The organism is Bradyrhizobium sp. 482_C4_N1_8 (assembly GCF_052075965.1).
GTDB classification, from domain to species: Bacteria; Pseudomonadota; Alphaproteobacteria; order Rhizobiales; family Xanthobacteraceae; genus Bradyrhizobium; species Bradyrhizobium barranii.
On the sequence record NZ_CP197231.1, the window covers coordinates 144439 to 170910 of the forward strand.

Annotated in this window: 23 protein-coding genes and 1 tRNA gene; 5 read left to right on the top strand and 19 right to left on the bottom strand. The window is 63.3% G+C overall.

Annotated features, from left to right (window positions below; translation table 11 throughout):
* Positions 1-58: 58 nt before the first annotated feature.
* The 8 genes from ptsN to AB7Z56_RS00665 form a co-directional block, all read right to left on the bottom strand.
* A complete protein-coding gene (gene ptsN, locus AB7Z56_RS00630) occupies positions 59-520 on the bottom strand; it encodes a PTS IIA-like nitrogen regulatory protein PtsN (protein ID WP_008141251.1) in 462 nt (153 codons plus the stop codon).
* 221 nt (positions 521-741) lie between these two features.
* A complete protein-coding gene (gene hpf / locus AB7Z56_RS00635) occupies positions 742-1341 on the bottom strand; it encodes a ribosome hibernation-promoting factor, HPF/YfiA family (protein ID WP_063980189.1) in 600 nt (199 codons plus the stop codon).
* 84 nt (positions 1342-1425) lie between these two features.
* Entirely contained in the window at positions 1426-3039 is a 1614-nt protein-coding gene (gene rpoN / locus AB7Z56_RS00640) for an RNA polymerase factor sigma-54 (protein WP_063980190.1), read from the bottom strand.
* Between the two features lie 90 nt (positions 3040-3129).
* Positions 3130-4137 carry an LPS export ABC transporter ATP-binding protein gene (gene lptB, locus AB7Z56_RS00645; RefSeq protein WP_063980191.1) on the bottom strand — a complete coding sequence of 336 codons (1008 nt, stop codon included), beginning with the start codon at positions 4135-4137 and terminating at the stop codon, positions 3130-3132.
* Between the two features lie 246 nt (positions 4138-4383).
* Positions 4384-5094: an LptA/OstA family protein gene (locus AB7Z56_RS00650; protein WP_063980192.1), complete on the bottom strand. Its 711-nt coding sequence runs from the start codon at positions 5092-5094 to the stop codon at positions 4384-4386.
* Positions 5095-5099: 5 nt separating this feature from the next.
* The gene (gene lptC, locus AB7Z56_RS00655) at positions 5100-5831 is read right to left on the bottom strand and encodes an LPS export ABC transporter periplasmic protein LptC (protein WP_063985962.1); all 732 of its coding nucleotides are present in this window, start codon (positions 5829-5831) and stop codon (positions 5100-5102) included.
* Positions 5832-5977: 146 nt separating this feature from the next.
* Positions 5978-6592, bottom strand: a complete 615-nt coding sequence (locus AB7Z56_RS00660; RefSeq protein WP_018323452.1) for a ribonuclease D — start codon at positions 6590-6592, stop codon at positions 5978-5980.
* Positions 6593-6709: 117 nt separating this feature from the next.
* Positions 6710-8035, bottom strand: a complete 1326-nt coding sequence (locus AB7Z56_RS00665) for a UbiA family prenyltransferase (RefSeq protein ID WP_084794909.1) — start codon at positions 8033-8035, stop codon at positions 6710-6712.
* Positions 8036-8335: 300 nt separating this feature from the next.
* On the opposite strand from AB7Z56_RS00665, the gene AB7Z56_RS00670 reads away from it, so the two are divergent.
* The gene (locus tag AB7Z56_RS00670; RefSeq protein WP_283017896.1) at positions 8336-9607 is read left to right on the top strand and encodes an MFS transporter; all 1272 of its coding nucleotides are present in this window, start codon (positions 8336-8338) and stop codon (positions 9605-9607) included.
* 22 nt (positions 9608-9629) lie between these two features.
* Here the strand turns inward: AB7Z56_RS00670 and AB7Z56_RS00675 are convergent, their stop codons facing one another.
* Complete coding sequence (locus tag AB7Z56_RS00675) at positions 9630-9986, bottom strand: response regulator (RefSeq protein ID WP_231143738.1); 357 nt, start codon at positions 9984-9986, stop codon at positions 9630-9632.
* 130 nt (positions 9987-10116) lie between these two features.
* Between AB7Z56_RS00675 and AB7Z56_RS00680 the strand changes: the two genes are divergently transcribed.
* On the top strand, positions 10117-11286 hold the full coding sequence (locus AB7Z56_RS00680) for a GAF domain-containing sensor histidine kinase (protein WP_063980194.1): 1170 nt from the start codon (positions 10117-10119) through the stop codon (positions 11284-11286).
* 32 nt (positions 11287-11318) lie between these two features.
* Here AB7Z56_RS00680 and AB7Z56_RS00685 read toward each other — a convergent pair whose 3' ends face one another.
* From AB7Z56_RS00685 to AB7Z56_RS00705, 5 genes are all read right to left on the bottom strand, one after another.
* Entirely contained in the window at positions 11319-11528 is a 210-nt protein-coding gene (locus tag AB7Z56_RS00685; protein ID WP_063980195.1) for a hypothetical protein, read from the bottom strand.
* 56 nt (positions 11529-11584) lie between these two features.
* Complete coding sequence (locus AB7Z56_RS00690; protein ID WP_256376444.1) at positions 11585-11710, bottom strand: hypothetical protein; 126 nt, start codon at positions 11708-11710, stop codon at positions 11585-11587.
* 74 nt (positions 11711-11784) lie between these two features.
* Positions 11785-12396: a TorD/DmsD family molecular chaperone gene (locus AB7Z56_RS00695; protein WP_245328513.1), complete on the bottom strand. Its 612-nt coding sequence runs from the start codon at positions 12394-12396 to the stop codon at positions 11785-11787.
* A 36-nt stretch (positions 12397-12432) separates the two neighbouring features.
* Entirely contained in the window at positions 12433-13068 is a 636-nt protein-coding gene (locus AB7Z56_RS00700; RefSeq protein ID WP_063980197.1) for a DUF3306 domain-containing protein, read from the bottom strand.
* Positions 13069-13088: 20 nt separating this feature from the next.
* Entirely contained in the window at positions 13089-13550 is a 462-nt protein-coding gene (locus AB7Z56_RS00705; protein ID WP_063980198.1) for a DUF3305 domain-containing protein, read from the bottom strand.
* A 247-nt stretch (positions 13551-13797) separates the two neighbouring features.
* Here AB7Z56_RS00705 and AB7Z56_RS00710 point away from each other — a divergent pair, with 247 nt between their 5' ends.
* Positions 13798-15783: a 4Fe-4S dicluster domain-containing protein gene (locus AB7Z56_RS00710; protein ID WP_063980199.1), complete on the top strand. Its 1986-nt coding sequence runs from the start codon at positions 13798-13800 to the stop codon at positions 15781-15783.
* 35 nt (positions 15784-15818) lie between these two features.
* Here AB7Z56_RS00710 and AB7Z56_RS00715 read toward each other — a convergent pair whose 3' ends face one another.
* From AB7Z56_RS00715 to AB7Z56_RS00730, 4 genes are all read right to left on the bottom strand, one after another.
* Positions 15819-16817, bottom strand: coding sequence for a formate dehydrogenase subunit gamma (locus AB7Z56_RS00715; protein ID WP_063980200.1), 999 nt, complete (start codon positions 16815-16817; stop codon positions 15819-15821).
* Positions 16818-16867: 50 nt separating this feature from the next.
* The gene (fdh3B, locus tag AB7Z56_RS00720) at positions 16868-17470 is read right to left on the bottom strand and encodes a formate dehydrogenase FDH3 subunit beta (RefSeq protein ID WP_063980201.1); all 603 of its coding nucleotides are present in this window, start codon (positions 17468-17470) and stop codon (positions 16868-16870) included.
* Positions 17471-17482: 12 nt separating this feature from the next.
* Complete coding sequence (locus tag AB7Z56_RS00725) at positions 17483-20437, bottom strand: formate dehydrogenase subunit alpha (RefSeq protein ID WP_063980202.1); 2955 nt, start codon at positions 20435-20437, stop codon at positions 17483-17485.
* 800 nt (positions 20438-21237) lie between these two features.
* The gene (locus tag AB7Z56_RS00730; protein ID WP_199877119.1) at positions 21238-23277 is read right to left on the bottom strand and encodes a TonB-dependent receptor; all 2040 of its coding nucleotides are present in this window, start codon (positions 23275-23277) and stop codon (positions 21238-21240) included.
* 577 nt (positions 23278-23854) lie between these two features.
* Here AB7Z56_RS00730 and AB7Z56_RS00735 point away from each other — a divergent pair.
* Positions 23855-25039, top strand: coding sequence for a PepSY-associated TM helix domain-containing protein (locus tag AB7Z56_RS00735; RefSeq protein ID WP_354233202.1), 1185 nt, complete (start codon positions 23855-23857; stop codon positions 25037-25039).
* A gap of 130 nt (positions 25040-25169) precedes the next feature.
* On the opposite strand, the gene AB7Z56_RS00740 is transcribed toward AB7Z56_RS00735, so the two are convergent.
* Positions 25170-25256: transfer RNA gene (locus AB7Z56_RS00740), tRNA-Leu, on the bottom strand.
* A gap of 163 nt (positions 25257-25419) precedes the next feature.
* Between AB7Z56_RS00740 and AB7Z56_RS00745 the strand changes: the two genes are divergently transcribed.
* Positions 25420-26385 carry a complex I NDUFA9 subunit family protein gene (locus AB7Z56_RS00745; RefSeq protein WP_063985966.1) on the top strand — a complete coding sequence of 322 codons (966 nt, stop codon included), beginning with the start codon at positions 25420-25422 and terminating at the stop codon, positions 26383-26385.
* The last annotated feature ends 87 nt before the right edge of the window (positions 26386-26472 follow it).

The window sequence follows — 26472 nt, forward strand, 5'->3', positions numbered from 1 at the left end:
GCATTGGCAATTGCGTGGATCGATTCCGCTTCTCAGCGGACGACGAGGACAGGCGACGTTACGCCGCGGTCGCCGGCGGCAGCGCCAGCACCGAATAGATCGCCTGGGCGTCGCGCGAGGCGCGGAGCTTCTTGGCGATGTCCTGGTCGCGCAGAAGGCGGGCGATGCGGGCGAGCGCCTTGAGGTGATCGGCGCCGGCGCCTTCGGGGGCGAGCAGCAGGAAGACGAGATCGACCGGCTGGCCATCCATCGCCTCGAAATCGATCGGACGATCGAGGCGCGCGAATAGGCCGAAGATCTTTTCCAGCTTGGGCAGCTTGCCGTGCGGAATGGCGACGCCGTAGCCGACCGCGGTGGTGCCGAGCTTCTCACGCTGCAGCAGCACCTCGAACACGGAGCGTTCGTTCTGCCCGGTCAACTCGGCGGCCTTGGCCGCGAGCTCCTGAAGCGCCTGCTTCTTGCTGTTGACCTTCAATGCCGGGAGAATCGCCTCGGGTGCGACCAGATCGGTAATCGGCATGGAAGGTTTCCGAGGTGAATTAAACCGTCAGGTTCCGAATTGGCCAGCTTGGTCAAACCATGCCTGGCCGGCATCAAGAAGGTGAAGCAGGAGGGGGACTTAGCCCCGATCCTGATGTGGGGCGCTTCTACTCCAACGCAATCCCGGTGCCAACTGCTGCGTGCGGCTTTGCCCCGCTCATTGTTAAGGGCTGCGGTTGGTACGGGGGCCGGTTCCAGCCCTTAACCGTCCGGTTTGGGCCCCGGCGGGTCGATCCAGCCGACATTGCCGTCGGCCCGGCGGTAAATGATGTTCACCCGGCCGCTGGAGCCGTGCTGGAATACCAGGCAGGGCGCTCCGCTGAGGTCGAGCTCCATCACCGCCTCGCTCACCGATAGCTGTTTCAGCGAGGTGGTGGCCTCGGCGATGATGACGGGACTGTAGCCGGTGACCTCGTCCTCGTCCTCACCCTCGCCCGGCGCCTCCAGCACGTAGCTCGTGGCGTCCATGGCGGCCAGCGCCGCGGAGGCGACATGGGCCTTGCGGGCCGAGCGGTCCTTGAGCCGGCTCTTGTAGCGCTTGAGCCGCTTCTCGATCATCAGGAGCGCCTGGTCGGCGCTGGCATAGGCATCCGGCGCGTTCGAATCGGCCTCCAGCGTAATTCCCGTATCAAGATGCAGGGCACAGTCGGTGCGGAAGCCGAAGCCATCCTTGCTCAGGGTGATGTGGCCGGAATAGTTCCCGTCGAAATATTTACGCAGGACCTCGTCGGTCCGATCGGTCACGCGGCCGCGCAGGGCGTCGCCGACGCTGACGCTCTTTCCCGAGATTCTGAGGGTCATGTGATGCCTCGCTTGGTTTTAAGTGCCCAGCTTGGATCGGTCTCGATGGGGGATCGAGAGTAGCGCGATTTCGCGCCAGCGCAATCAGGCCGGCTCGGTGTTGCGGGAGCGATCGGGCATTGCGGTGGAGAGGACGTTACCAAGAGCGCTCTGCTTGTCACGGCGGCGTTGCACCGAAGAGGGAATGCGCATGGCTTCGCGGTACTTCGCGACCGTGCGGCGGGCAATATCAATTCCCGAGGCGCGTAAGCGTTCCACGATGGTGTCGTCCGACAGGATCGCCGACGGAGCTTCCGAATCGATCAGCTGCTTGATGTGGTGGCGCACGGCCTCGGCGGAATGCGCCTCGCCGCCGTCGGCGGAGGCGATCGAGGCCGTGAAGAAATATTTCAATTCGAATGTGCCGCGATTTGTCGCCATGTACTTGTTGGCGGTGACGCGCGACACGGTCGATTCATGCATCTGGATGGCGTCGGCAACGGCCTTCAGATTCAGCGGCCGCAGGTGCGCCACGCCATGGGTGAAGAAGCCGTCCTGCTGGCGCACGATCTCCGTCGCAACTTTCAGGATGGTGCGGGCGCGCTGATCGAGCGCGCGCACCAGCCAGGTCGCGTTCTGGAGCGCGTCGGTGAAATAGGACTTGTCGCCGTCCTTGCCGACCTTCTTCGAGAGTTGCGAATAGTAGGTCTGGTTGACCAGCACGCGCGGCAAGGTGTCGCTGTTGAGCTCGACATGCCAGCCGCCATCCGGGCCCGGGCGGACATAGACGTCGGGCACCATGGTCTGGAGCCGCGCCGAGCCGAACTTCATGCCGGGCTTGGGATTGAGGCGGCGGATCTCGCCGATCATGTCGGCGATGTCCTCGTCGTCGACGCCGCAGAGCTTGCGCAGCGAAGCGATGTCGCGCTTCGCGAGCAGATCGAGGTGCTCGACGAGGGCCTGCATCGCCGGGTCGTAGCGGTCGAGCTCGCGGAGCTGGATCGCCAGGCATTCGCTCAAATTGCGCGCGCAGACGCCGGGCGGATCGAATTTTTGCAGCACGGCAAGGACGTCCTCGACGTCGGCTTGCGATGCGCCAAGGCGCTCGGCGGCCTGGCCGAGATCCGGCGGCAGATAGCCGGCCTCGTCGACGAGGTCGATCAGGTACTGGCCGATCATGCGCTGCGCCGGGCCGGTGAAGGCGACCGAGAGCTGCTCGGCAAGATGGTCGCCGAGCGTGATCTCCGCGGCGACGAAGGCTTCGAGATTGTAGTCCTCGTCGCCGGAGGCCCCGCCGCCCCATTCGGTATAGGTGGTCGGCGCCGCATCCTGGGCGTTGCGCGCGGCGGCCTCGGCCGGTTCCTCGGAGAAGACGTTGTCCAGGCCCGTATCCAGGGTCTGCTCGATCTCGGCGCGGGTGCCGAGATCCTTGCTCATCCATTCTTCCTGGCCCGGCTCGAACGCCTCGCCCGGACCGCCACCCGGCTCGTCGTTGTGGCCACCGTCGGAGTCGCTGAACTGGCCGGTCTCGGCCGGGGCTTCACCCGCGGGCGGCTCGTCGTTGGCCCGCTCCAGCAGGGGGTTCCGCTCGAGTTCCTCTTCCACGAAGGTCGTGAGATCGAGGTTGGACAATTGCAGCAGCTTGATCGCCTGCATCAGCTGCGGCGTCATGACCAGCGACTGCGATTGCCGGAACTCTAATCTCTGCGTGAGCGCCATGAAGCAAGAACCGATCCCAAAAGTTGGTCCGATTTTTGCTTATCCTAGTCTTGGCGCGATGTACACGGCTTGACGAACGGGAAAAAAGGGCTAGAGGCGGAATTCCTCGCCAAGGTAAAGCCGGCGAACGTCGGGATCGGCGACGATCTCATCCGGGCTACCCTCGGTCAAGATTTCACCGGCATAGACGATATAGGCACGATCGGTCAGGCCGAGCGTCTCGCGCACATTGTGGTCGGTGATCAGCACGCCGATGCCGCGGTTGGTGAGATGGCGGACGAGGTCCTGAATGTCGCCGACCGCGATCGGATCGATGCCCGCGAAGGGCTCGTCGAGCAGCATGTAGTTCGGACGCGTCGCCAGCGCGCGCGCAATCTCGACGCGGCGGCGCTCGCCGCCTGACAGCGCGATCGACGGCGATTTCCGCAAGCGCGTGATGTTGAATTCGTCGAGCAGCGAGTCGAGCTGCTGCTCGCGCTTCTTGCGCGAGGGCTCGACCACTTCGAGCACGGCGCGGATATTCTGCTCGACGGTGAGGCCGCGAAAGATCGAGGCTTCCTGCGGCAGATAGCCGATGCCGAGCCGCGCGCGCTGATACATCGGCAGCTTGGTGACGTCGTGGCCGTCGAGCTCGATCGCGCCGCGATCGGGCTTGATCAGGCCGGTGATCATGTAGAACACGGTGGTCTTGCCGGCGCCGTTCGGGCCGAGCAGGCCGACCGCTTCGCCGCGGCGCACATAGATGCTGACGCCGCGCACCACCTGGCGGCTGCCGAAACTCTTTTCCACGCTATGCACAGCCAGGAAACCCGGCCGCTTCAGAAGCTGCGGTCCGCCGGCGCCGTTGGGCCTGCTGGCGGCCCTCACGGGATGCACCGCCTGGGCACGCGGCGGTTCGGTCTGGTAGTCGGCTTGGTAGTCGGCCTGGAAATGGTCGGGCGCGCGCATCTGGTCGCGCGCGATCGGCGATGCATCCCGCACCGGGCTGGGCACGAGACCGCCGACGCTGTCACCGAGGGCAGTGATGTCCTGGCGCGCAAATCCTGGCCGGCCGCGCTTGGCGGGGCGCCGACGGAACATGCTGAAGAGATCGACCATCCCGCCTTCTAGCCTTTCACGACAATCCTGCGCGATGATCCGCGCGTGATCCCGCGATCTGCCGCACCGGCCTTGCGATTCGCCGGCACAGCATGAGTGAAGGGATGTCTCATGCCCAGTGAAACACGCCCGAAAAGCGGCGAACCCCGCTTGGAAAGCCCTTCGCGCTAGATACAGCCTCGCCGGGCAAGCTTCAACCTCGGATCGGGAGAATCTGGCCCAAGCGATTGAAGTTACTTCAGGAATTTACTTTTGTTTGCCTGCGCCGGGCAATTGCAGAGGCGGCGCCGGAGCGGGCTTGCCCGGGCTCCCCGATCCGCAATCATTGCTGCCGCCCTGCGGCAGCAATGCCTGCACCCTGCCGCTGTCGGATTCCACCCGCGAGACGCCCGTGGTCATGTCGACCGCCAGACGGTCGCCGCGCAGCACGTTCCTGCACTGCGTGAGAACGACGCCGCCGAGCATGGTGATGAGGTTGGTTTTGGTGTCGAACACGGCGGTCTCGCCTGTTACCACCTGGTCCTTCTGGGTGACGACGACGTTGCCGCGCGCTTCCAGCCGCTTGATCGAGGAACTGCCGCCCGGCCCCGGCTGCGCCGACTGCATCGGCGCACCCTTGGTCCCCTTCGCCGCGGGCTGCGGCGCGGCCGGCTTGTCGCCGCCGCCGGAGTCGTAAAACACCACGAGCGTCTTCGAGGTCATGGTGGTGTCGCCCTGGATGACCTTCACATTGCCGGAGAAGGTCGCCTCCTTCTTCTTGTCGCGCATCTCGAGCGAGGCGGCTTCGATCTGGATCGGCTGGTCGCGGTTTTGCGAAAAGCCCTGCATTGCGTTGGGCACGCCTTGCATCGTGCTCTGCGCGACGGCCGCACCGGTTGCGACCAGCGCGACGGTGAGCGCGGCCACACCGAGAATGGCGCACCGCTTGTCTTCGTTGCGCGAAAAGAATCTCATCATGAAAATCACTTTGAATTGGCCGACTTGTTCTGAGGCGTGCGTGTCTTCACCGGCGGCGCGGGCTGCTCGGCCGGCGCAGGCTGGGCGGCAGCGGGATCGTCCAGCTTGTCCAGATGCATCACCACATTGCCCTCGAAGCGGATGACGTCGCCGCCTTCCGTGATCCGCAGCCGGTCGGCGGTCAGCGTTCCGTTGGTCAGCTTGACGTCGACATGCTCATCCGAGGAGACCGTTCCCTTGCCCATGTCGACGAAGGCCGAGTTCAGCCGCGCCTCATAGCCGGACGAGGTGCGCAGGAAGATATCCTTGTGCAGGTCGAGCTGCTGCTGCTTGTTGTCGAAGCGGCCGGTGCGCGCATCGAGCAGCAAAGTGGATTTGTCTTCCATCAGCACCTTTGCGCGCAAATCATTGAGATCGACATGATCGGGGTCGGTGATGTCCTGCGTCGCGGTCTTGGCCCAGAGCTCGTAGGGCCGCTGGTCCGGGGTGAAGCCGGACATATGCGGCGTTTCCATCGTGATCTTGGTGCCCGTCACCACGAGATTTCCGGAGTCGAGCTTCACGGGGATCTGGAAGGGATTGAGGAAAGTCGAGACGGCGACGATCGCGGCCATGGACGCAGCCACCGTCACCGGCACCGCGATGCGCAGAATCCGCACCAGGCGGCTGTGGCGCGCCGCGCTGGCAAACTTCGCCGCAAGCGCGGCGTCGTAGGTTGGATTCTGGGCCGAATTCACCTGAGCTCCCGAGGTGTCGCTCGTCTCGTCCGGTTGACGGGCGCACGCCATTGTATCCGGCGCCGCCTGAATATGCAGCCTGCGACAGGCCGCACGAAAGTGTCCGAAACGGGGCGGCAGCCCTAAGCTAACAGCGGCCCGAGGCCTCAGGAATGCGCGAAAATGTCCTCTTCCGCCCAGCCCTGGAGATCGAGCAGAGCGCGGGTCGGCAGGAAGTCGAAACAGGCTTTTGCCAGCGCGGTGCGGCCTTCCCGCACCAGCATGGCGTCGAGCCGCTCGCGCAGGGCATGAAGGTGCAGCACGTCGGAGGCGGCGTAGGCGAGCTGCGGCTCGGTCAGGCTGTCGGAACCCCAGTCGCTGGATTGCTGCTGCTTGGAGAGGTCGACATTGAGCACCTCGCGCACGAGGTCCTTGAGGCCATGCCGGTCGGTGTAGGTGCGGGTCAGGCGGGAGGCAATCTTGGTGCAATAAATCGGGCCGGTCATGACGCCAAACGTCTGGTACAGCACCGCGACGTCGAACCGCGCGAAGTGGAAGATCTTCGTGATCGCAGGATTGGCCAGCAGGGCCTTCAGGTTCGGCGCGTCGGTGTGGCCCTTGGGGATCTGCACCACGTCGGCGCTGCCGTCGCCGGGCGAGAGCTGCACCACGCAGAGCCGGTCGCGGTGCGGGTTCAGCCCCATGGTCTCGGTGTCGATCGCCACCGCTCCGGTGTAGCGGGACAGGTCGGGCAGGTCGCCGCGATGCAGGCGTACGGTCATGGCGTTTCAAAACCTCAATCGAATTGGTCGGTCGGCATCATAAGCTAATCGGGTTGCCCGCGATGTAGCCACTGGCGGCGGGCCGCGCAAGCGGCAGCTGTGCCCGCCGGGGCGCGGTCAGATCGCCGCCAGCATGATGCAGATCATCGCCGCCACCGTCGTGCGGCTGGCACCATCGCGAAAAGTGTAGAGAATCGGGTCGTCGGGCATCTCGCGGCGATGCGCCATCATCAGGGCGCGGCCGAACCAGTAGAGCAGCAGCGGATTGAGCAGCCATAACATCCAGGGACGGCTGTAGAGCGGCGTCACCGCGGAGGAGGAGACGTAGAGCGAGAACACGGTCACCGCGTTCATGGCGCTCGCCGCCGCCATCGCGCCGATGATGTGCAGGTCGGTGATCCTGTAATCGCGGTTGGAGGGATCGGCGAGGCCGGCGCTCTCGCGCATGCTGAGCTCGCTGAAGCGCTTGATCAGCGCCAGCGAGGTGAACACGAACAGCGAGAAGATCAAGAGCCATTCCGACAGCACCACGCCGACGCCGACCGCGCCGGCGATGATGCGTAGCGTGTAGAGGCCGGCGAGTGTCACGACGTCGACCAGCATCTTGCGCTTGAGCACGAGCGAATAGGCGATCGTGGTGGCGAGATAGCCACCGAGCACGCCGAGGAACAGAGGCGAGATGCAGAGGCTGGCGGCAACCGCGAGCAGCCACAGCGCGGGAATCGCAAGCAGCGCCGAGGACATCGGCAGTCGACCTGCCGCCAGCGCGCGATGGCGCTTGGTCGGATGCTGCCGGTCGGCTGAGAGATCGAGCAGATCGTTCATCAGGTAGGCACCCGACGCGCAGGCCGAGAACGCGAGGAACGCCAGCAACGCGTAGCCGAGCGTCGCAAGATTCATCTGATGCGCCGTGATCGCCGGCACGAACACCAGCGTGTTCTTGGCGTATTGATAGACGCGCAGCGCCTGCGCCCAGGTTTTGAGGCTGGCACGGCTGCTGCCGCGCGTCTCGATGCGCTCCATGGAGGCGCGGTCGAACGGCAGCCGGTCAGGCGCCGCGAGATCGGCCGGCGCAACGACGCCATCGAACCCGAGATGCGCGGCAATGCCCGCCGCGTGATGCGCAAACCGGCCGGCCACCAGATAAATCTTGTCGCCCCGCGCCCGCGCCGCCAGGGCCTGGTTCAGCACGTCGGCATCATAGGGCAGATGGGCGTAGTCGAGCTCGGCCTGCGCCAGGATATCCGTGAGCGCCGCCATGCCCGGGCGTCCACCCGCGCCGAAGCGGGCCAGCATCCGGCCGGGGCTGGAGAACAGCGCTTCCAGCAGCAGCTCGGAACGGAGCAGGGCGCCTTCGAGATCGATGACAAGCGTCCGCGCCGCGGCGGGAACCGCCGACGGTGTGGGGACGCCCGAATCGTAGTGCCAGGCAGGCTGCTCCATCCGAAAACGCTCTGACTTGCCGCAACATGACCGGCCCTGAGGCCGGGGAGCAGGGAAATGGACGGCCGAGAGCCTAGGGGGCATTCGCTAAGGGCGACTTAACCGGGGGGAGAAGGGCCGGCGCCCCTGGGGGATGCCGGGTCCAGGCCATGCACCCTGCTGTTGCATGGATCCCACAACCCGGCGCCAGCTTCATGTTCCGGCGGGGCTTTTGCCGCGCGCCCCGTGAAAATCCTCCCGGCCGACCCCATCTGCGAGTTTTCGCGCGCTCGCCCGCCGCCCACAATGAAATCAGGTGTCATGACCGAACAGACGCTCGCTGCGCCTATCGACGACCAACAGGAACGCCAGCGCGGCTTTACGCGCTACCAGGCGCTCCTGATCGCACTGCTCGCGTTCACGCAGTTCACGATCATTCTCGATTTCATCATCATGTCGCCGCTCGGCGCCATCCTGATGCCGGCGCTCGACATCACGGCCGGGCAATTCGGCGTCGCGGTGTCGGCCTACGCGTTCAGCGCGGGACTGTCGGGGATCCTGGCCGCGGGCTTTGCCGATCGCTTCGACCGCAAGCGCCTGCTGCTGTTCTTCTATGTCGGCTTCACGCTCGGGACCCTGCTCTGTGCCGCCGCGCAGACCTACCACGTGCTGCTGCTCGGCAGGATCGTGACCGGATTGTTCGGCGGCGTGATCGGCTCGGTCGTGCTGGCCATCATCACCGATTTGTTCGCGCTGCACCTGCGCGGCCGCGTGATGGGCTTCGTCCAGACGGCGTTCGCCGCGAGCCAGGTGCTCGGCATTCCCGCGGGGCTGTTTCTCGCCAATCACTGGAACTGGCATGTCTGCTTCGTTGCGATCGTCGGCTTGTCGATCGTCGCGATCGCCGTCATCGCCTTCGCGATGGAGCCGGTCGACGCGCATCTGAAACTGAAGCAGGACAGAAACCCGTTCCGCCATCTGATCGCGACCATCGGACAGCCGCGCTATACGCTGGCCTTCGCCGTCACGACGTTGCTGGCGACGGGCGGGTACATGCTGATGCCGTTCTCCAGCGCCTTCACCGTGCATAATCTCGGCATCGACATCCTGCATCTGCCGACGATCTATCTCGTCTCCGGCCTGTTCAGCATCGTCACGGGACCGCTGGTCGGCAGGGCGAGCGACGCGTTCGGCAAGTACCCGACCTTCGTCTTCGGCAGCGTGGTGTCTGTCATCATGGTGCTGATCTACACCCATCTCGGCCACGTCTCGCTCGCGACCGCGATCCTCGTCAACGTGCTGATGTTCGTCGGCATCTTCTCGCGCATGATCCCGTCGCAGGCGCTGATGTCGGCGATCCCCGACCCCAGCCAGCGCGGCTCGTTCAGTGCGGTCAGCGCGTCGCTTCAGCAACTCTCCGGTGGGCTCGGTTCGGTCCTCGCCGCCGCCATCATCGCGCAACAACCGGATGGTTCGCTGCTCCATTTCGACCGGATCGGCTACGTCGTGGTCGCGTCGGCAATCGTCTCGCTGGTCGCGATGTACTTTGTGCAGAAGGCTGTGGCAGAGCGGACCGGGAGACGGGTGGTCTGAGGGCTCGACTTGAAAAAGCCCGCTATGCCCGCCCGCCGGCCAGCCTTTCAAGCTGGTCGTGAAGCTGCGCAGGAAGATACGGCTTGGGGATGAACCTCGCCCCGAGTGGGATGTCATCCGCTGCCGGGCTGAGTTGGCCGGACGTAATGAGGAGCCGCACGGGCGGCCATCGGTCTCTGATCACCGCCGCCAGCCGAAGGCCATCCATCGAGCCCGGCATCTGGATGTCGGTAAAGACGACGGTGATCGCCGGTTCCGTCTCCAGCAGATTGACAGCCTCGTCCGCGTCGGCCGCCTCGAAGACATCGAAGCCCATATCCCGCACCATGTCAGCCGCGTTCACGCGGATGAGGAAGTCATCTTCCACGATGAGGATCACGTCCCTATGCTGGCTGAGATTGGACACTTATGCTCCGGCATAACCGAGCATAAGGTTTGAACGGCTTCTTTGTTCCACAGAACGTCTTGCAAAGGATCGCGTTTGTTAGAGCAGGGCGTTAGGGTTCACCATGGCAATTGACATCAAGGCGGACGTGGATGCCGTCCAGCAGATTGGGGCAGTTCCCAAAGTTCTGGATTTGGCCGCACGCATAACGGGCATGGGCTTCGTCGCCATAGCGCGCGTAACTTCAGATCAATGGATTTGCTGCGCCGTTCGGGACAGCATCGCCTTTGGCCTTGAGCCGGGCGGAGAACTGCGTGTCGAGACGACCATCTGCAACGAGATCCGGCAGCACGGCAACACGGTCGTCATCAACGATGTGCAGACGGACAGCGACTTCTGCAATCATCCGACACCGGCCATGTATGGATTTCGCAGCTACATCTCAGCTCCCATCGTCCTGATCGACGGAGCCGTCTGGGGAACATTGTGCGCCATCGACCCCACGCCTCGACAACTTCGTACGCCTGAAATCCTCGACACGTTTCAGCTGTTGGCCGAACTGATCGCTGCACAGCTCGAACTCAATCAACGTCTGGAGCGGAGTCAGGCCGATCTCATCGACGAGCGAAAAACGGCAGAGCTTCGCGAGCAGTTCATCGGCGTATTGGGGCACGATCTTCGTAATCCCCTCGCAGCCGTCGATGCAGGCATGCGCGTGCTGCTGAAGAACCTCGACACCGGGCGGGCGCCCGAAATCGCGCTCGGCGTTCAAAAAGCCGTCTATCGCATGGCCGGCATCGTCGAAAACGTCATGGACTTCGCGCGAGGCCGACTTGGCGGAGGCCTTACGATCAAGCGAGATGCGACGCTGCCTTTGGCGCCGGTGCTGGAGCAAATCATCGCGGAGTTCAGGACGGCTTGGCCGACCGTGACGATCAGTTCATCGGTCCAAATCGAAGAGCCCATCAGCTGCGATCGGAGCAAGATGGGCCAACTTTTCTCGAACCTGCTCGGGAATGCAATTACGTACGGTGACCAGAGTAGGCCGATCCACGTCGTAGCCAGAACCTTGGACGGAACGTTCGATCTGACGGTGTCCAACGAAGGCCCGCCAATCTCCGAAAAGGCGCTGGCAAACCTCTTCAAGCCATACACGCGAGGCGACCGGCCCAGTCAGCAGGGTCTGGGACTTGGTCTTTACATCGCTTCGCAAATCGCCCAGGCCCATGGCGGCAAATTGAGTGCGATATCGACCGGACGCGAAACGACCTTCTCTTTCGAGATGCCGATCTAAGCGGGCCGGGAGCAAGATCGTCTGGAGCCAGGTTATTGCTTTACGCTGGCCGGGAAAATGAGCGACTGATCATCGATCTCCTGATCCGGGAGCTGATGGACGCCCGCCATGGCGTGCAGCTCGACCAAGGGCGGCATGGCCGCTGCGGATAGCTCTATCGAGCGAGGTTGCGTCCTGAAGATCAGGGCAGAAGCGGCGATCAGAGCTGCAACGACGAAACAAGCGATCAGCGACCGGCGCATATGGCGTCTCCCACGTCTATGTGGAGAACAGAAAGCTTAACAAACAATAATGACCGCTAAACGCGGGCGCTCGACTCAGCGAACGCCGTTGTGGCGGACTCCTGCACGAAATGATCAAGGATGCCGGCGGCACCAAGTGCGACGACGGCGGCGAACAGACAGGCAATTATGAAAACGCGCATTCTGTTGATCCCTACCCCTGCAACCTAGCACGCTTCCAAACGGATTTGTGCAGCGGCCGTACAAAACGCTGTGTTCAACCTGGAAGTGCGAAGGCCTCCGCCTCGATATCGATGAACGTCCGTCCGAGCGCGCCGACCGCCGCATAGAAGTCCGCCGAACTGGCCCGCTCGAGATCAACGAAAAAGCGCCTCATCCAGCGTGAAACATGCTGATCAAAGAAAATGCGCTCGGCATCCGCTGGCGCTGGAATGCTCCCGCCGGCGAAGCCTGCCATGATCTCACAGAGAAATCCCGCGTGATCTTCGGGCTCCGTACGTTCCGGAGCCGCTTCGAGGCCGAGACCCTCGAGAGTTTCCCGCAACCGCGCGAGTGGACGGCCATACAGGGTATCGGACAGGTAGTGTGACGCATAAGGCAGCAGCGCCCCCTTGCCCAACCCTGCAAAGAGGGCGAAGAACTCGCTCGATGCGGCCTGCTCATTGGTCCGGCGCGCTGCATCCGCCAGCGCCATGTGCGCCTTGCCCATCGCACTCGCATCGCTGTGCAATGCAGAGATCCGGCGCAGCAGCTGCGCGTCCGGGCTGCGCGTCAGCAACGTCGCCAACAGGGCATATTCCTGCGCCCGGGCGAGGTCGAATTCATCGACGATACGCACTGAAGCGATTGTTGAAGTTGGATCCATCATTGTTCGATCGCGCAAGACATATGATCCTGCCGGTTGCTAGCGGGGCAATGCGCTGCCATGACGTCGTGCTCGCTGGGAGGGCGGCTCTCCGGCAGCAGGACTGACGGACTGCATGCTCTCATTCCGGTCCTGGTCCGGTCGTGCCGTGGCATCATCGGGCAGCGATTGAGCTGCCACTATCGTCGGTTCGAGAATGGGCTGTTCGGCATCGGGCCGCCCTTGCGGAATGAGCTCGGTTGGCGGCGGCACGTCCGCAAGCGCGTCACCCACCTGCTCCAGCCCCTTCGACATCTGCGCAACGAGATCGGCGACGTTGTCCGCCGGATCGAGCGGGCCAAATCCTGGAATTGCGTTGGGATCGTTGAAATCCCACTGGTTCTCCGCAATCCCGATGAAGTCGCGGATCGCAGGGTCGGCCGCCCAGGCACGGCGCAATGCCAGGCGCGTCAGTTCGGCCGGAACGCCCGTCTGCAGGAACGCCGCAATGTCGGTGTGAGCGGTGATCGATTCGATCGACGGCAAACTGGCGAGATCGAAAGGCCGGTCTGTCTCGTCATTCGCTACGGACGGCTCGGCAGCCTGCTCTTTGTCGGCCGGGGCAAGTTCAGCGTTTTGGCTTTTCGAGGCTTGCTTGAGCCGCGCCCAGCGAACGAAGACGTTAGTCTCTGACATCGATCTCTCTCATGCCGCTGCTAACGATTGCGCTGCCGTTTGACGAATGGTCGTTCGACATGATGCTCGGCGATGAACCGGCCGACGATCTCGGAGATGCCTGGTGGCATCGGCACGGCTTCGACCAGATTGCTGCCTGCATCGGTAAACGCCTCGCCCTCCGCCGGATCGGCCGTGACCGCGAGCAGCTCGTAGGGCGGCTCGGAGCCGGTCGGACGCAAATTGACCCACAGCGTGGGCGAGCCTGACGTGAGATTTTCGCGATAGTTGGTGGTTTCGGTCCGGTGCAGCTCGATCACGGCATCACCGGCGTAGAACAACGTGACCTCGCCTTCGCCACCAATCGGAGTCCACGGCTTCGCAGTCGGCTCTCCCGCGAATACCGAGACGGGCCGCCACAGAAAATCGGCCCACGCACTCTTCGCCTTGCGCCGCTCGATTGCGACACCGACAGCAATGCGTGCAAGACTTGTCGATATCAATGTGCCCTCTCGAGATCGAGATGTGGTTCCCGCTTCCGAAGCCAATCCTGCGAAGCTGCGCTCGCGCCCGGCGAGAGCGATAATCGTGCGCTCATGATACGGGCGTCGTCTTTTCCGATACGCGGAGTATATACTTCGGGGGTGAACGGGCCAGTAGGTGGCCGCTCTATTTTGGGAGCCGCGAGATATTGTGACCGTCATATCTGATACCGGCAGGCGCCACCTGATCTGCTCGTGCGAAGGGACGATGCCGCTCGATGCAGACGCAATTCGCCGCGGCTGCCGCGGTGAAGTGACGGCAGCGACGCAGCTCTGCGGCGCCGAACTCGGCCGATTCAAGGCTGTCGCCGCCGAAGATGGTCCGCTCACGGTGGCCTGCACGCAGCAGGCGGCGTTGTTTTCGCAGGTTGCTTCCGAAAATAATCGTGCGAATTCGATACAGTTTGCCAACATCCGCGAGACCGCCGGATGGTCCGGCGATGCCGACCGCGCGGGACCGAAGATGGCCGCGCTGCTGGCCGCCGCGGCCGAAGTCGCCGCACCCGCGCCGATGGTCCAGTTGGAAAGCAGCGGGGTCATCCTGATCTACGGCCGCGACGAGGCCGCGATCGAGGCTGGCGACTTGCTGAAGGAACATCTCGACGTCACCGTGCTGATTGCGCCACCAGCCGCGATCGCACCGCCACGTAGCGCCGACTATCCGATTGCCAAAGGCCGGATAACGAGTGTCAAAGGACATCTGGGCGCGTTCGATGTGGTGGTCGACGATTTCGCCGAAGCCGCACCGTCCTCACGTCGCGCCCTGACGTTCGGCTCGTCACGCAACAACGCCCGTTCGAGCTGCGACATCGTCCTCGACTTGACCGGCGGGCCTGCGCTGGTTCCTGCCGACTTGCGCGACGGCTATCTGCGCGCGGATCCCGGCAGTCCCGCAGCAATCCTCCAGGCCGTGCTGAAAGCGCGCGACCTCGTCGGGACCTTCGAGAAGCCGCGCTACATCACCTTCGACGCCGGGCTTTGCGCACATTCGCGCTCGAAGCGGACCGGCTGCACCCGCTGTCTCGATTCCTGTCCGGCCGGCGCGATCACACCTGCCGGCAACCATGTGGCGATCGACGCCAACATCTGCGCGGGCTGCGGCCAATGCGCGACGGCCTGTCCCACCGGCGCCGCGTCCTATGCGCTGCCGGCGGAAGACGCGCTGGTCAGAAAGCTGCGTGCCATGCTGCTCGCATACCGTCAGGCGGGCGGCGAGCGGGCCGTTGTCCTCGTCCATGACGAAAGCAACGGCGCGCCGCTGATCGACGCGCTGTCGCGGTTCGGCGACGGCTTGCCCGCGAACGTGCTGCCGTTCGCGGTCAACGAGGTCACGCAAATCGGGTTGGAGAGCATCATCGCGGCTTTTGCCTATGGCGTGTCGGCGGTGCATTTCCTGCTACGGGCCAAGCCGCGCCACGACGTCTCCGGATTGACGCGGACGATCGCGCTCGCCGATCCGATCCTTGCCGGACTCGGCTTCGGCCCGGCCCGGCTTTCCGTCATCGCGACCGACGATCCGGACGGTCTGATCGAAGCGCTCCGTACCGCGCCGGCCGACGCCCCCACTCCGCGCCCTGCGAGCTTCCGCGCCGTGGGCGGCAAGCGCGACGTGCTGCGTTTTGCGCTGGCCGAACTGCACCGCGCGGCGCCTGCACCCGTCGATGTCGTTCCGTTGCCCGAAGGCGCGCCGTTCGGGGCCGTCGAGATCGATGCTGCCGGCTGCACGCTTTGCCTGTCCTGCGTATCGGTCTGTCCGACGAGTGCCCTGCGCGACGACCCCGAGCGCCCGGCATTGCGTTTTGTCGAAGACTCCTGCGTCCAGTGCGGCCTGTGCCGGACGACGTGCCCGGAAAACGTCATCACCCTGGTTCCGCAGATCGACTTCCGCGCCAGCCGCGCGCCAACCCGGGTTCTCAAGGAAGAGGAGCCGTTTTGCTGTATCCGCTGCGGTAAGCCGTTCGGCGTCAAGAGCAGCATCGAGCGTGTGGTCGCGAAGCTCGAAGGCCAGCACTGGATGTATTCGGGCTCGGCGCAGCGGCTCGACGCCGTCAAGATGTGCGGCGACTGCCGCGTCGGCTTCGTCGCCGAACAAGGTTTTGAATCTTATGGCGCGCAGAGCCCGACCGTCCGCACCACCGACGATTACCTGCGTGACCGGGACGGGAAGCGAGACCCGGACGGCCGCTCCAACTGAATTGCCCGGTTCAGGTTGGTCCGAGCGCCATCGCGCTATTCAGCCGGCGTGGCCGAGGGTTGCCGGCCTTCCGCTTCGAGCTTTTCGGCGAGCCAGCGGTCGTGATGCTCTCTCGCCCAATTGATATCGACCTCGCCGGTACCCATGGCTTCGAATGCGCCTTCCATGCCGAGCGTGCCGATATAGATGTGTCCCAGGATCAGCGCGATGAAAAGGATCGCGATGACGGCGTGGGCGACCTGGGCGATCTGCATGTCGGCAATGTTAGTGCCGTAGAAGGGAAACAGCAGCACGAATCCCGATGCGGAGACCAGGAGGCCGGCCGCGACCGACAGCCAATAGACCATTTTCTCACCGAGATTGAAGCGGCCTGCAGGCGCATGCTTCGACTTGATGAAGCCGCCACCCTGCTTGACCCAGTCAATATCGACTCGCTTGAACAGATTGTCCCTGAAGAAAAGCACCGTGATCAGAACGAGGCCCGCCACGAAGGCGAAGCTCGTGAAATTGTGCACGTACTTGGCGACCTGGGAGATGTCGGAGAACAGATCCGGGCCGACCAGCGGCCGCAGCAGGACCTTGCCGAAGGTGATGTTCAGGCCGGTCAATCCGAGCAGCACGAACGAAACCGCTGTCAGCCAATGCGCGAACCGCTCGAAAGCCTTGAAGCGGACAATCTTCTGGCCGGAGCGCCCCGCTTCGATGCGAAGCCGGCCCATGATCAGATAGGCAAGCGCGAGCACGGCAAGCATGCCGACGATCACCACCGCCCCACCCCAGTGCAGCAGGACCTCGTGGAAATAATCCCAGGTCCGTCCCGCCGGCTGCATCAGCACGCTGGCTTTGACATCTGGAATGTCGATCCGGCCCTGGATGCGCGGCGCCTGCTCGAGAAGCGTCTTCTGATTGGCCACACTGGCGGTCGGATTGGGCGCCCCGTCGGGACCGAGCTTCTGGGCGAGCACCGGGGCTGTCGTGAGACCGAACAGCATCAACAACAGCGCTACGAAGCGAATGCGTGCGAAAGCCGTCATGACGGATACCCAATCTTCGTCCCTAATCGTCGCGGTAAACGCAGGTCCCCTTACGACTTGACGTCCTCGTGATAGGCGGTTGTCCAGCCCCAGGCTCCGGAACCATAGCCGCGCTTCTCGACGCGCTCCTCGTAGATCTGGGCGATGATGTCGCCATCGCCTGCGAGCAGTGATTTGGTCGAGCACATCTCGGCGCACAACGGCAGCTTGCCTTCGCCGAACCGGTTCGAGCCGTATTTCGCATATTCTTCAGCGCTGCCCGGTGCCTCCGGACCGCCGCCGCCCGCGCAATAGGTGCACTTGTCCATCTTGCCGCGCGAGCCGAAATTCCCGACCTGGGGATATTGCGGCGCTCCGAACGGGCAGGCGTAGAAGCAATAGCCGCAGCCGATGCACAGATCCTTGTCGTGCAGGACGATACCGTCTTCGGTCGGATAGATGCACTTGACCGGACACACCGACGCGCAAGGCGCATCGGTACAGTGCATGCAGGCCATCGACACCGACCGCTCGCCGGGCTTGCCGTCATTGATCGTGACGACGCGCCGCCGATTGATGCCCCAAGGCACTTCGTTCTCGTTCTTGCAGGCGGTCACACAGGCATTGCAGTCGATGCAACGGTCCGCATCGCACAGGAATTTCATGCGTGCCATTGGTCTAACCTCTCATGCGGCCCTGATCTGACACAGCGTGGCTTTCGGCTCCTGCATGCCGGTGGCAGGATCATAGCCATAGGTCGTCAGCGTGTTGTTGCTCTCGCCGAGCACGATGGGATCGGCCCCCGTTGGATATTTCGCCCGAAGGTCGGTTCCCTCGTACCAGCCGGCGAAATGGAACGGCATCCAGGCAACGCCCTTGCCGACGCGTTCAGTCACCTGCGCCTTCATCCGGGCCCGCGAGCTGTTCTCTGCACCGGTCACCCAAACCCAGCCGCCATCGACGATGCCGCGCTCGGCTGCGTCCGCCGGGTTGATCTCGACGTACATGTGCTGCTTCAGTTCGGCGAGCCATCTGTTGGACCGCGTTTCCTCGCCACCGCCTTCGTATTCAACCAGACGGCCCGAGCTCAGGATCAGCGGGAACTGCTTCGAGATCGCGCGATCGACGGCCGCCTTCTGCACGGAGAAGCCGATATTGGGCACGCGGAATTGCTTCGCGTCCGGCAAGGTCGGATAGTCGGCGACGAGGTCGGGACGCGGCGTGTAGATCGGCTCGCGATGCACCGGAACCGGATCGGGAAGATTCCACGCAATCATGCGTGCCTTGGCGTTTCCGTAAGGCGAACACCCGTGTTCGATCGCGACCCGCTGGATGCCGCCGGAAAGATCGGTCGACCATGACACCTTGTCGGGATCGGCCGGATTGATGCGCTCGATCACCTCGCGTTCTTGCGTCGTGAGGTCCTTGTCCCAGCCGAGTTTCTTCAGCACGCCAAGGGTGAACTCGGGATAACCGTCCTTGATCTCCGAACCAACGGAGTACGAGCCTTCGGCAAGAAGATTATCGTGATCTTCCCGCTCCACCTCCTGCCCGTTCTCCATCACCTTGCGCTTCACGACGCGCTCGACTCCGAACCGCGCGCGGAAGGTACCGCCGCCCTCCTTCACCGGAAGGTTGGTATTGTAGAGGATCGGCGTGCCCGGATGCCTGTACTCGGGCGTGCCCCAGCACGGCCATGGCAGGCCGTAATAATCTCCACCAACCTCCGGATCATCCTTCGGCGCCCGCAGCGTCACCAGGTCGAACTTATGCTGGTTTCTCATGTGGGCCTTGAGCCGCTCCGGCGACTGGCCGCAATAGCCCGTCGACCAGCCGCCGCGGTTGATCTCGCGCAGGATGTCCTCCGCCGAGACCGCGCCGTTCTCGACCTTGATGTTCTTGAACATCAGGTCGGCAAATCCGAATTTGCGGGCGAACAGGTACATGGTGTCGTAGTCGTTCTTCGATTCGAAGACCGGATCGACGATCTTTTCGCCCCATTGCAGGGAGCGGTTGGAGTTGGTGCGCGAACCTTCCATCTCGAAGCTCGTGCAGGCCGGCAGGAGGTAAGTGCCGTTCTTGCGCTCCGACAGCACCGACCATGCGGTCGGATAGGGATCGCAGACCACCAGCAACTCCAGCTTCTCGATGCCCTTCACCGCTTCCGGCATCCGCGTGATGGTGTTGACGCCATGGCCCATGATGAACATGGCCTGCACCGGATTGGGCTGGCTGATCTGATTCTTCGGGAGCAGGGTTGCGTCGAACCAGCGCGTGCTGGGAATGCCAGGCGTTTCCATCAGCTTCTTGTCGGGGAAGCGCGACTTCATCCAGTCGTAGTCGACCTCCCATACCCGGCACCAATGCCGCCAGGCCTCCTCGGCAAGACCGTAGTACAGCGGCAGCGAGGTGACATCGAGACCGAGATCGGTTGCACCCTGCACGTTGGTGTGGCCGCGGAAAATGTTGGCGCCTGCGCCGGGCAGCCCCATGTTGCCGGTGGCGAGCAGCAACAGGCAGCTGGCGCGGACATTGGCGGTGCCGGTGGTGAACTGGGTCTGCCCCATCGCCCAGATCAGGGTGGACGGCTTCTGTTTGGCGAACAGTTCGGCGACGTGCTTGACCTGCGCCTCCGGCAGGCCGGTCACGCGCTCGACCTCCTTGGGCGGCCACTTCGCAACCTGCTTCCGGACCTCATCCAGGCCATAGACGCGCTGAGCGAGGAATTCCTTGTCCTCCCAGCCATTCTCGAAAATGTGCCACAGCATGCCGTAGATCGTGGCGATATGCGTGCCGGGGCGAACCCGGACATATTCGGTCGCGTGCGCAGCGGTCCGCGTCATCCGGGGATCGACCACGATCATGTTGGCGCGGTTGAGCTCCTTGCCTTCAAGAATGTGCTGCAGCGAAACCGGATGGGCCTCGGCCGGATTGCCACCCATCAGCAGGATGGTCTTGGCGTTGCGGATGTCGTTGTAGCTGTTGGTCATCGCGCCGTAGCCCCAGGTATTGGCTACACCGGTGACCGTCGTGGAGTGGCAGATCCGCGCCTGATGATCGGAATTATTGGTGCCCCAAAACGCCGCAAGCTTGCGATTGAGATAAGCGGCCTCGTTGGTGAACTTGGCGGAGCCAAGCCAATAGACCGAGTCGGGCCCCGCCTTCTGGCGGATATCCAGCAGCTTGTCGCCGATCTCGTCGATCGCCGTCTCCCAGGAGATGCGCGTCCACTGTCCGTTGACGAGCTTTACGGGGTAACGCAGGCGTCGTTCGTTCAACACGTCGTCGCGAACTGCCGCACCCTTGCAGCAATGCGAGCCGCGATTAATCGGACTGTCGTAGTCGGGCTCCTGCCCGATCCATACGCCGTTGGCGACCTTGGCGATCACCGAGCAACCGACCGAGCAGTGCGTGCAGACGTTCTTGCGGGTCGTGACCGTTGCGCCGACGGGTGGCGGCGGACCGGCTTCGGCCTTGCGCACGCTGTGCAGCGCGATCTCACCCACCGCGGCCAACGCGCCAGCCGTGACTCCCGAGCGCTTCAGGAACGTCCGCCGGTCCAGTTTCGCCGATGCTTCGTCGGCCGCCGCATCGAAAAGCCTGGCACGCTCCGGACGACGTTCGGACTTCCTGATCAGCACGGAAGTCTCCTATCGAGCGGGATAGCTGTTGACGCGGTAGAAATTCCTGACTTCCCGGGAGTCAGGTCGATAGCGAGCCTTCCGCTTCTGATCGAGATCAACGGGCTTTGCGGAAGCCGCTGCCGGCAACAATTGGCCGGCACCCAACGCACCGGCACCGACAATCGTCAGCCGAAGCAAGTCACGTCGAAGAAGCTTTGGCGCTTGATCATTCTTCAACGAAGCACACTCCCTGTCGGGGTCAGGCCTTCCCGAAGGCTATCCGAGTTTTGCGCCGGACATCAATCACAGACCTGCGTTGCATAATCTGCAGGAGCAGCCGTGCACGCAGCTTTGCTGCTCGTGTTACCGCAACAAGCGGTCAATCGCCGTCAACATCATTGTTATCAGCCGTTCGGCTCCGCAGATTGTCGTGCGAATTGGAAACGCCGAAACATCGAGCAGATGATTGCCGGACGGGTGACGTCACACGCGTCGCGAGTGACGGACTCGCGATCGATACGAATGATACGTCGACATCGTGAGCGATCGCGGAAATCCGCGTCGGGTCGGCGGGGCCGCGCCCCTTCGTTGCGCGTTTGAGATCACGCAACACAAGGATGCGATTTATCTATCTGGAAATGCTGGGTATCCAGAAAAAGCTGGCGCCCCGGAAAGGACTCGAACCTTCACGGCCGCGAAGGCACCTGAAGCCAGAGCGTCTACCAATTCCACCCACCTGCGCGCCGTTTGGGGCACGGAGGCGGTTACCATGGTTCGGTGACGCGCTTGGCGCAGGACGATGCGCCTCTCTGGCAGCGTCAGAAGTCAACCGTCATTGATAACCACAACGTACGCGGCATGCCGCTGATCACATAACCGGTCGGATTGCCGATCCAATAGCGTTTGTCGAAGAGGTTGGTGAGAGAAGCACGGAACGTGGTGGGTCGTCCCGCCAGTTGGGTTGCGTAACGTGCACCAATGTCGAACGTCATCCAGGCCGGAACACTTTGGATGTTGTCAGCACTGACATAGGCCTGGCTGGTGTAGATGGTACGCGCCGTCGTAGTCAGCCCGGGCAGGAACGGAGTGTCCCACTCGACACCGAGATTGCTCTGCCATTCCGGAGCGCCGATGGCACGGTTGCCATCATGGAGGTGCCCTTCAGTCTTTGTCAGCCGCGCGTCGAGGTAAGTCACCCCTCCCAGGACGCGGATCCCGGGCCCGACTTCACCGAACGTATTGAACTCGATGCCCCGGTTCCTTTGCTCACCATCGAGACTGAAGATCCTGGTAACCGGATCGGTCGCGCCGCTCGGCAGGCTGATCTGGAATGCCGCGAGGCTCGCGCCGAAGCCTCCGAGATCAAGCTTGGTTCCGACTTCATACTGCTTTGTCTTGAAGGGCGCGAACACCGCATTGGTGTTGGCGGCGCCGGACGGCGGCGTTGGTCCAGGCGTGAGGCCTTCGATGTAGTTGGCGTAGAAGGACAGCTCCTTGATCGGCCGAACCACCAGCGCCACGGAAGGCGACGTGGCGCTCTGATCGTAGTGGGTCGCTTCCAGGCCGCTCACGGGGGCATAGCTGTTCGCGATAACCTGCTGCTGTCGCGCTCCGACGATCACCTGAAGCATCCCGTTCATCATCGAGAGCGTATCGGCGACGCCGACACTTCTCAGACCAAGGAAGGCCGACTTCCCCTCAGGGAATGAAGACAGCGGGGTGCCCGGACTCGCCAGCAGGTTCGGCGTGTAGATGTTGGTAAGATAGTTTCCGTAATTGGTCTGACCGAGCCAGTCAGTGCGGTTCAAGGCACTGCCGCTGACAACGACCTCATGACCGACCGGACCTGTGTCGAAACGCGCCCGCACGCCGGCTTCGCCCGATACGCCGTCGTTTTTGCCGGTCTGGAAGCGAGAGGTCGAGAGGGCATCGCCTGCCGTGTTTAGAATGGTGGCGCCGGGGGCTTCCTGCTTGTCGAAGGTGAATTGGTTGGCGCCGATTGCGCCGAACACGGTGACATTATTCGACACATCATATTCGGCGCGCGTAAGCCCGGTGAGGCTCTTCGCGCGGGCATAGTCGAACGGCTGGGCGAGGTTGATGCGGGGGTCCGGAGCGTTCGGCACCGCGATGCCAGTGACGGGCGTGTAGCCGCGAGCTGCCGCTTTCATCCAGTCGTCCTGATAGATGACATCGGCGGACCACCTGAAGCGCTCGCCCCGATAGTCAACGCCAAGCGAACCGACTCCGTCGCGTACCGACTGACGGTCGATCGTCGTATTGCCGCCATCGATCCCGCCGTTGAAACGAACGCCCCATTCCCGCTGCTCGCCGTAACGGCGCGCCACGTCGATCTCCGTGCCAAACCGCGCATTCGAGATGTAGCCGGCAGTCAGACGCGTCAGGTCCTCGTTTGCCCGTTTGGTCACGACATTGACGCTGCCGCCGATGCTGCCGGACGGAGCCATGCCATTGAGGAACGCCCCGGGTCCCTTGAGCAGCTCGATGCGCTCGATCGGCGCAGGGTTGATCCGGTAAGCCGGCACGAGGCCGTACAGCCCATTCAGCGCGATCTCGCTGTTCTCGACCCGGAAGCCGCGAATGGTCAGCGCGTCATAGCGATTGCTGCTACCGATCGCCGCCCGTACCGACGAATCGGAATTGGTCAGGACCTCGGCGACACTGGTCGCCTGCTGATCGCGGATGGTCTTTTCAGTGTAGCTCGTGAGGCTATATGGCGTTTCCATATAATCCCTGTTGCCGAGGAGGCCGACCTGTCCGCCCCTTGCGACTTGCCCTCCAACATACGGCACCGGCAACGCTGCCTGTTTTGCTCCAAGCGTGGCAGGCGCGCTCATCACTGGCGCGTTCTCACGTCGCTCTGCCCGCCGCGTCGTCGCAGCGCGCGATGTATTGGATGACCGCTGTCGCCGCGCGGGAGAGGCTCGCTGCTCAGGCGCGACGACGGTCACGGGAGGGAGTGACTGTCCGGACGTCGCCGATTGTTGGCGGCCCGATTGCTGTGCGACGGATGAGGTCGTGGTCAAAAACACTGACACGCACGCAAGCCCGAATGCGCGCGAGAAGGTCACGTCGTTAAGCATGCAGTCCCCGGAGTCTTTTCTTCTTGATGCCCCGTCCCAGACACGAATCGCTTGGGACGAGAGCGACTAAGCATTCGGGAAAATCCATGCCAACTAGAAGGCGTCTAAGCTTCCAGGTGATCCTGGCGCGCCGCTCTACGTTTCGATTTCACATCGCATCGATTGTTGGTAAGCGCGAAAGCCTTTTGCTGCCGCCCGAACGCACGATTCGAAAAAATTCGTAAGACCGCAACGCGCCGGATGTGATCGCGACGAGCCATGAGGCAGACCGCGCGAAACCACCGCGGTCAATTGTCACAGACGCGCAATTGCTGGGGACTCAAGACCCGACATGACATCGCTACTGGTAAATGCGTCGCGTACCGCCGCGCGGAAGCGACCCAACATGCGATCGCTGCGGACGTGGGCCGGCATCCACCGCTGGACGAGCATCATCTCGACGCTGTTCCTGCTGATCCTCTCCCTGACGGGCTTGCCGCTGATATTCCAAAAGGAGATCGACGAGGCGTTTGGTTCATCGGGAATGTTGGCCGAAGTCCCGGAAAGCAAGGGCGCGCCAACGCTTGATTCCATCGTCTCGGCAGCGCTGGCGCGACACCCCGGCGATACGATGATCTCACTCGAATTTGCAAAGCGGTGGCCGATCGTGGAGACGCGCTCGGCGCCAACCCCGGATGCCGGACCCACTCGGATACACCGCGAGGCGATCGACCTTCGCACCGGTCAGCTCACAACGATGCCGCAACGGCGTAGTCCCGTGATGCAATTCCTGCACACGCTGCACGCGGATTTGTATCTGGGGCTGCCCGGCGGCTTGTTCCTTGCCGGCACGGCACTCGTCGTCATCGCCTCTGTCGTCTCGGGCTTGATACTCTATCCGCCATTCGTCCGCCGATTTGGATTTGGCACGGTTCGCACGAACAAGAGCCGAAAACTATTGTGGCTCGACCTGCACAATCTGACGGGCATCATTACGATGACATGGCTGCTCCTCGTTGCCACGACCGGAGCAATCAACACCCTGCATGGCCCCGTTTCCACTTCGGTAAGGACAGCCATGTCCGACGAGATTCGGCGGCGGGTCGTCATGACACAGGCAGGGCGTATGGAAGAAGTCGATCGGCCTGGGTCAATCGAAGCTGCGATCGCTGCTGCCCGCGGCAAGGTGCCAGCAGCGCGAGTGATGTCGTTGTTGTTCCCGAACGCTGAGATCAGTCCGTCCAACCACTACGTGGTTCTGATGAAGGACGGACAAATGATGACACAGGAGCTCTTCTACGCGGTGCTCATCGACGCCCATACCGGTGGCGTGTCTGATGTATTCGAGCCGACGGGTGTCACGAAGGCGCTGCTGATCGCCGAGCCGTTGCATTTTCCGACGACGTTTCCCGGCCTGGCGCCCAAGCTCGTCTGGGCGTTTTTCGACATCGTGACGATCATGGTGCTGGTGAGCGGTTTGTATTTGTGGGCCAGCAAACCGGGCGGTCGCATCCAGCGCAAACGCTCTGCGAAATAGGAAGCGCCGGTGCCGACACGGCGAGCGCATTCTTGCAAGCCAAGGAGCCAAACCACCCGTGGCCAAGGGAGCCGTCCAAGCACGCAGATGGGGCTCAACTAACTGGAATTGCTCATTTTCCAGAATTGTATGGTGCCCAGGAAAGGACTCGAACCTTCACGGCCGTTAAGCCACTGGCACCTGAAGCCAGCGCGTCTACCAATTCCACCACCTGGGCATGCCGTTTGGGGCACGGAGGCGGTTACTACGGTTCGGTGACGCGGTTGTCAAATGCTGCTTGGCACCTGCGCGGGGATGCGGATTGCGCATCGCAAACCGGCCCGATACAAGCCTGATAACACGCACTCTTTCCGCAGGAATGGACCCCAGGAATGGATCCCATGGCATCGAATCTGGAAACTCTCGTCACGGTTTTCGGCGGATCGGGGTTTTTGGGCCGGAATGTCGTCCGCGCGCTGTGCCGGCGGGACTACCGGGTCCGCGTCGCGGTGCGGCGGCCGGAACTGGCCGGGTACCTCCAGCCGTCCGGCAAGGTCGGGCAGGTCCACACCGTGCAGGCGAATCTGCGCTATCCGGCCTCGGTCGAGGCGGCGCTGCGTGATTCGCATGTCGTGATCAATCTGGTCGGCATCCTCACCGAGGGCGGCGCGCAGAGCTTCGACGCCGTCCAGGCCAGGGGCGCCGAGACCGTCGCCAAGGCGGCGGCCGCCGCCGGGGCACGCCTGGTGCATGTCTCCGCGATCGGCGCCGATGCGGAATCGCCCTCGCGCTATGCCAAGGCCAAGGCGGCCGGCGAAGCGGCTGTGCTGGCCGCGGTGCCCTCGGCCACCATCTTCCGTCCCTCCGTGATGTTCGGCCCCGAGGACCAGTTCACCAACCGTTTTGCCGCGCTGGCGCGGATGTCGCCGGTGCTGCCGCTGATCGGCGCCGAGACCAGGATGCAGCCGGTCTATGTCGGCGACGTCGCCACCGCGATCGCGGATGCCGTCGACGGCAAGGCCAAGGCGGGCGCGACCTACGAGCTCGGCGGGCCGGAAGTGCTGACCATGCGCGAGATCATCGAGGCCATTTTGGCCATCACCGACCGCAAGCGGGCGCTGGTCCCGCTGTCGTTCGGCCTTGCTCGCTTCCAGGCCAACTTCCTGCAATTCGCGCCGGGTGCGCTGAAGCTTACGCCGGACCAGGTTACGCTGCTCGAGCACGACAATGTCGTGTCGGAGGCGGCCAAGGCGGCGGGGCTGACGCTGGAAGGCCTCGGCATTGCCGCGGATTCGCTGGAGGCCATCGCCCCGCAATATCTCTGGCGTTTTCGCGCGGCCGGGCAGTTCCAGCGAATGAGCGTTTGAGGTTTCCGCAGCGTCATGGCCGGGCTTGACCCGGCCATCCACGTCTTTCTCACCGCGGCCACCAAGAACGTGGATGCCCGGCACAAG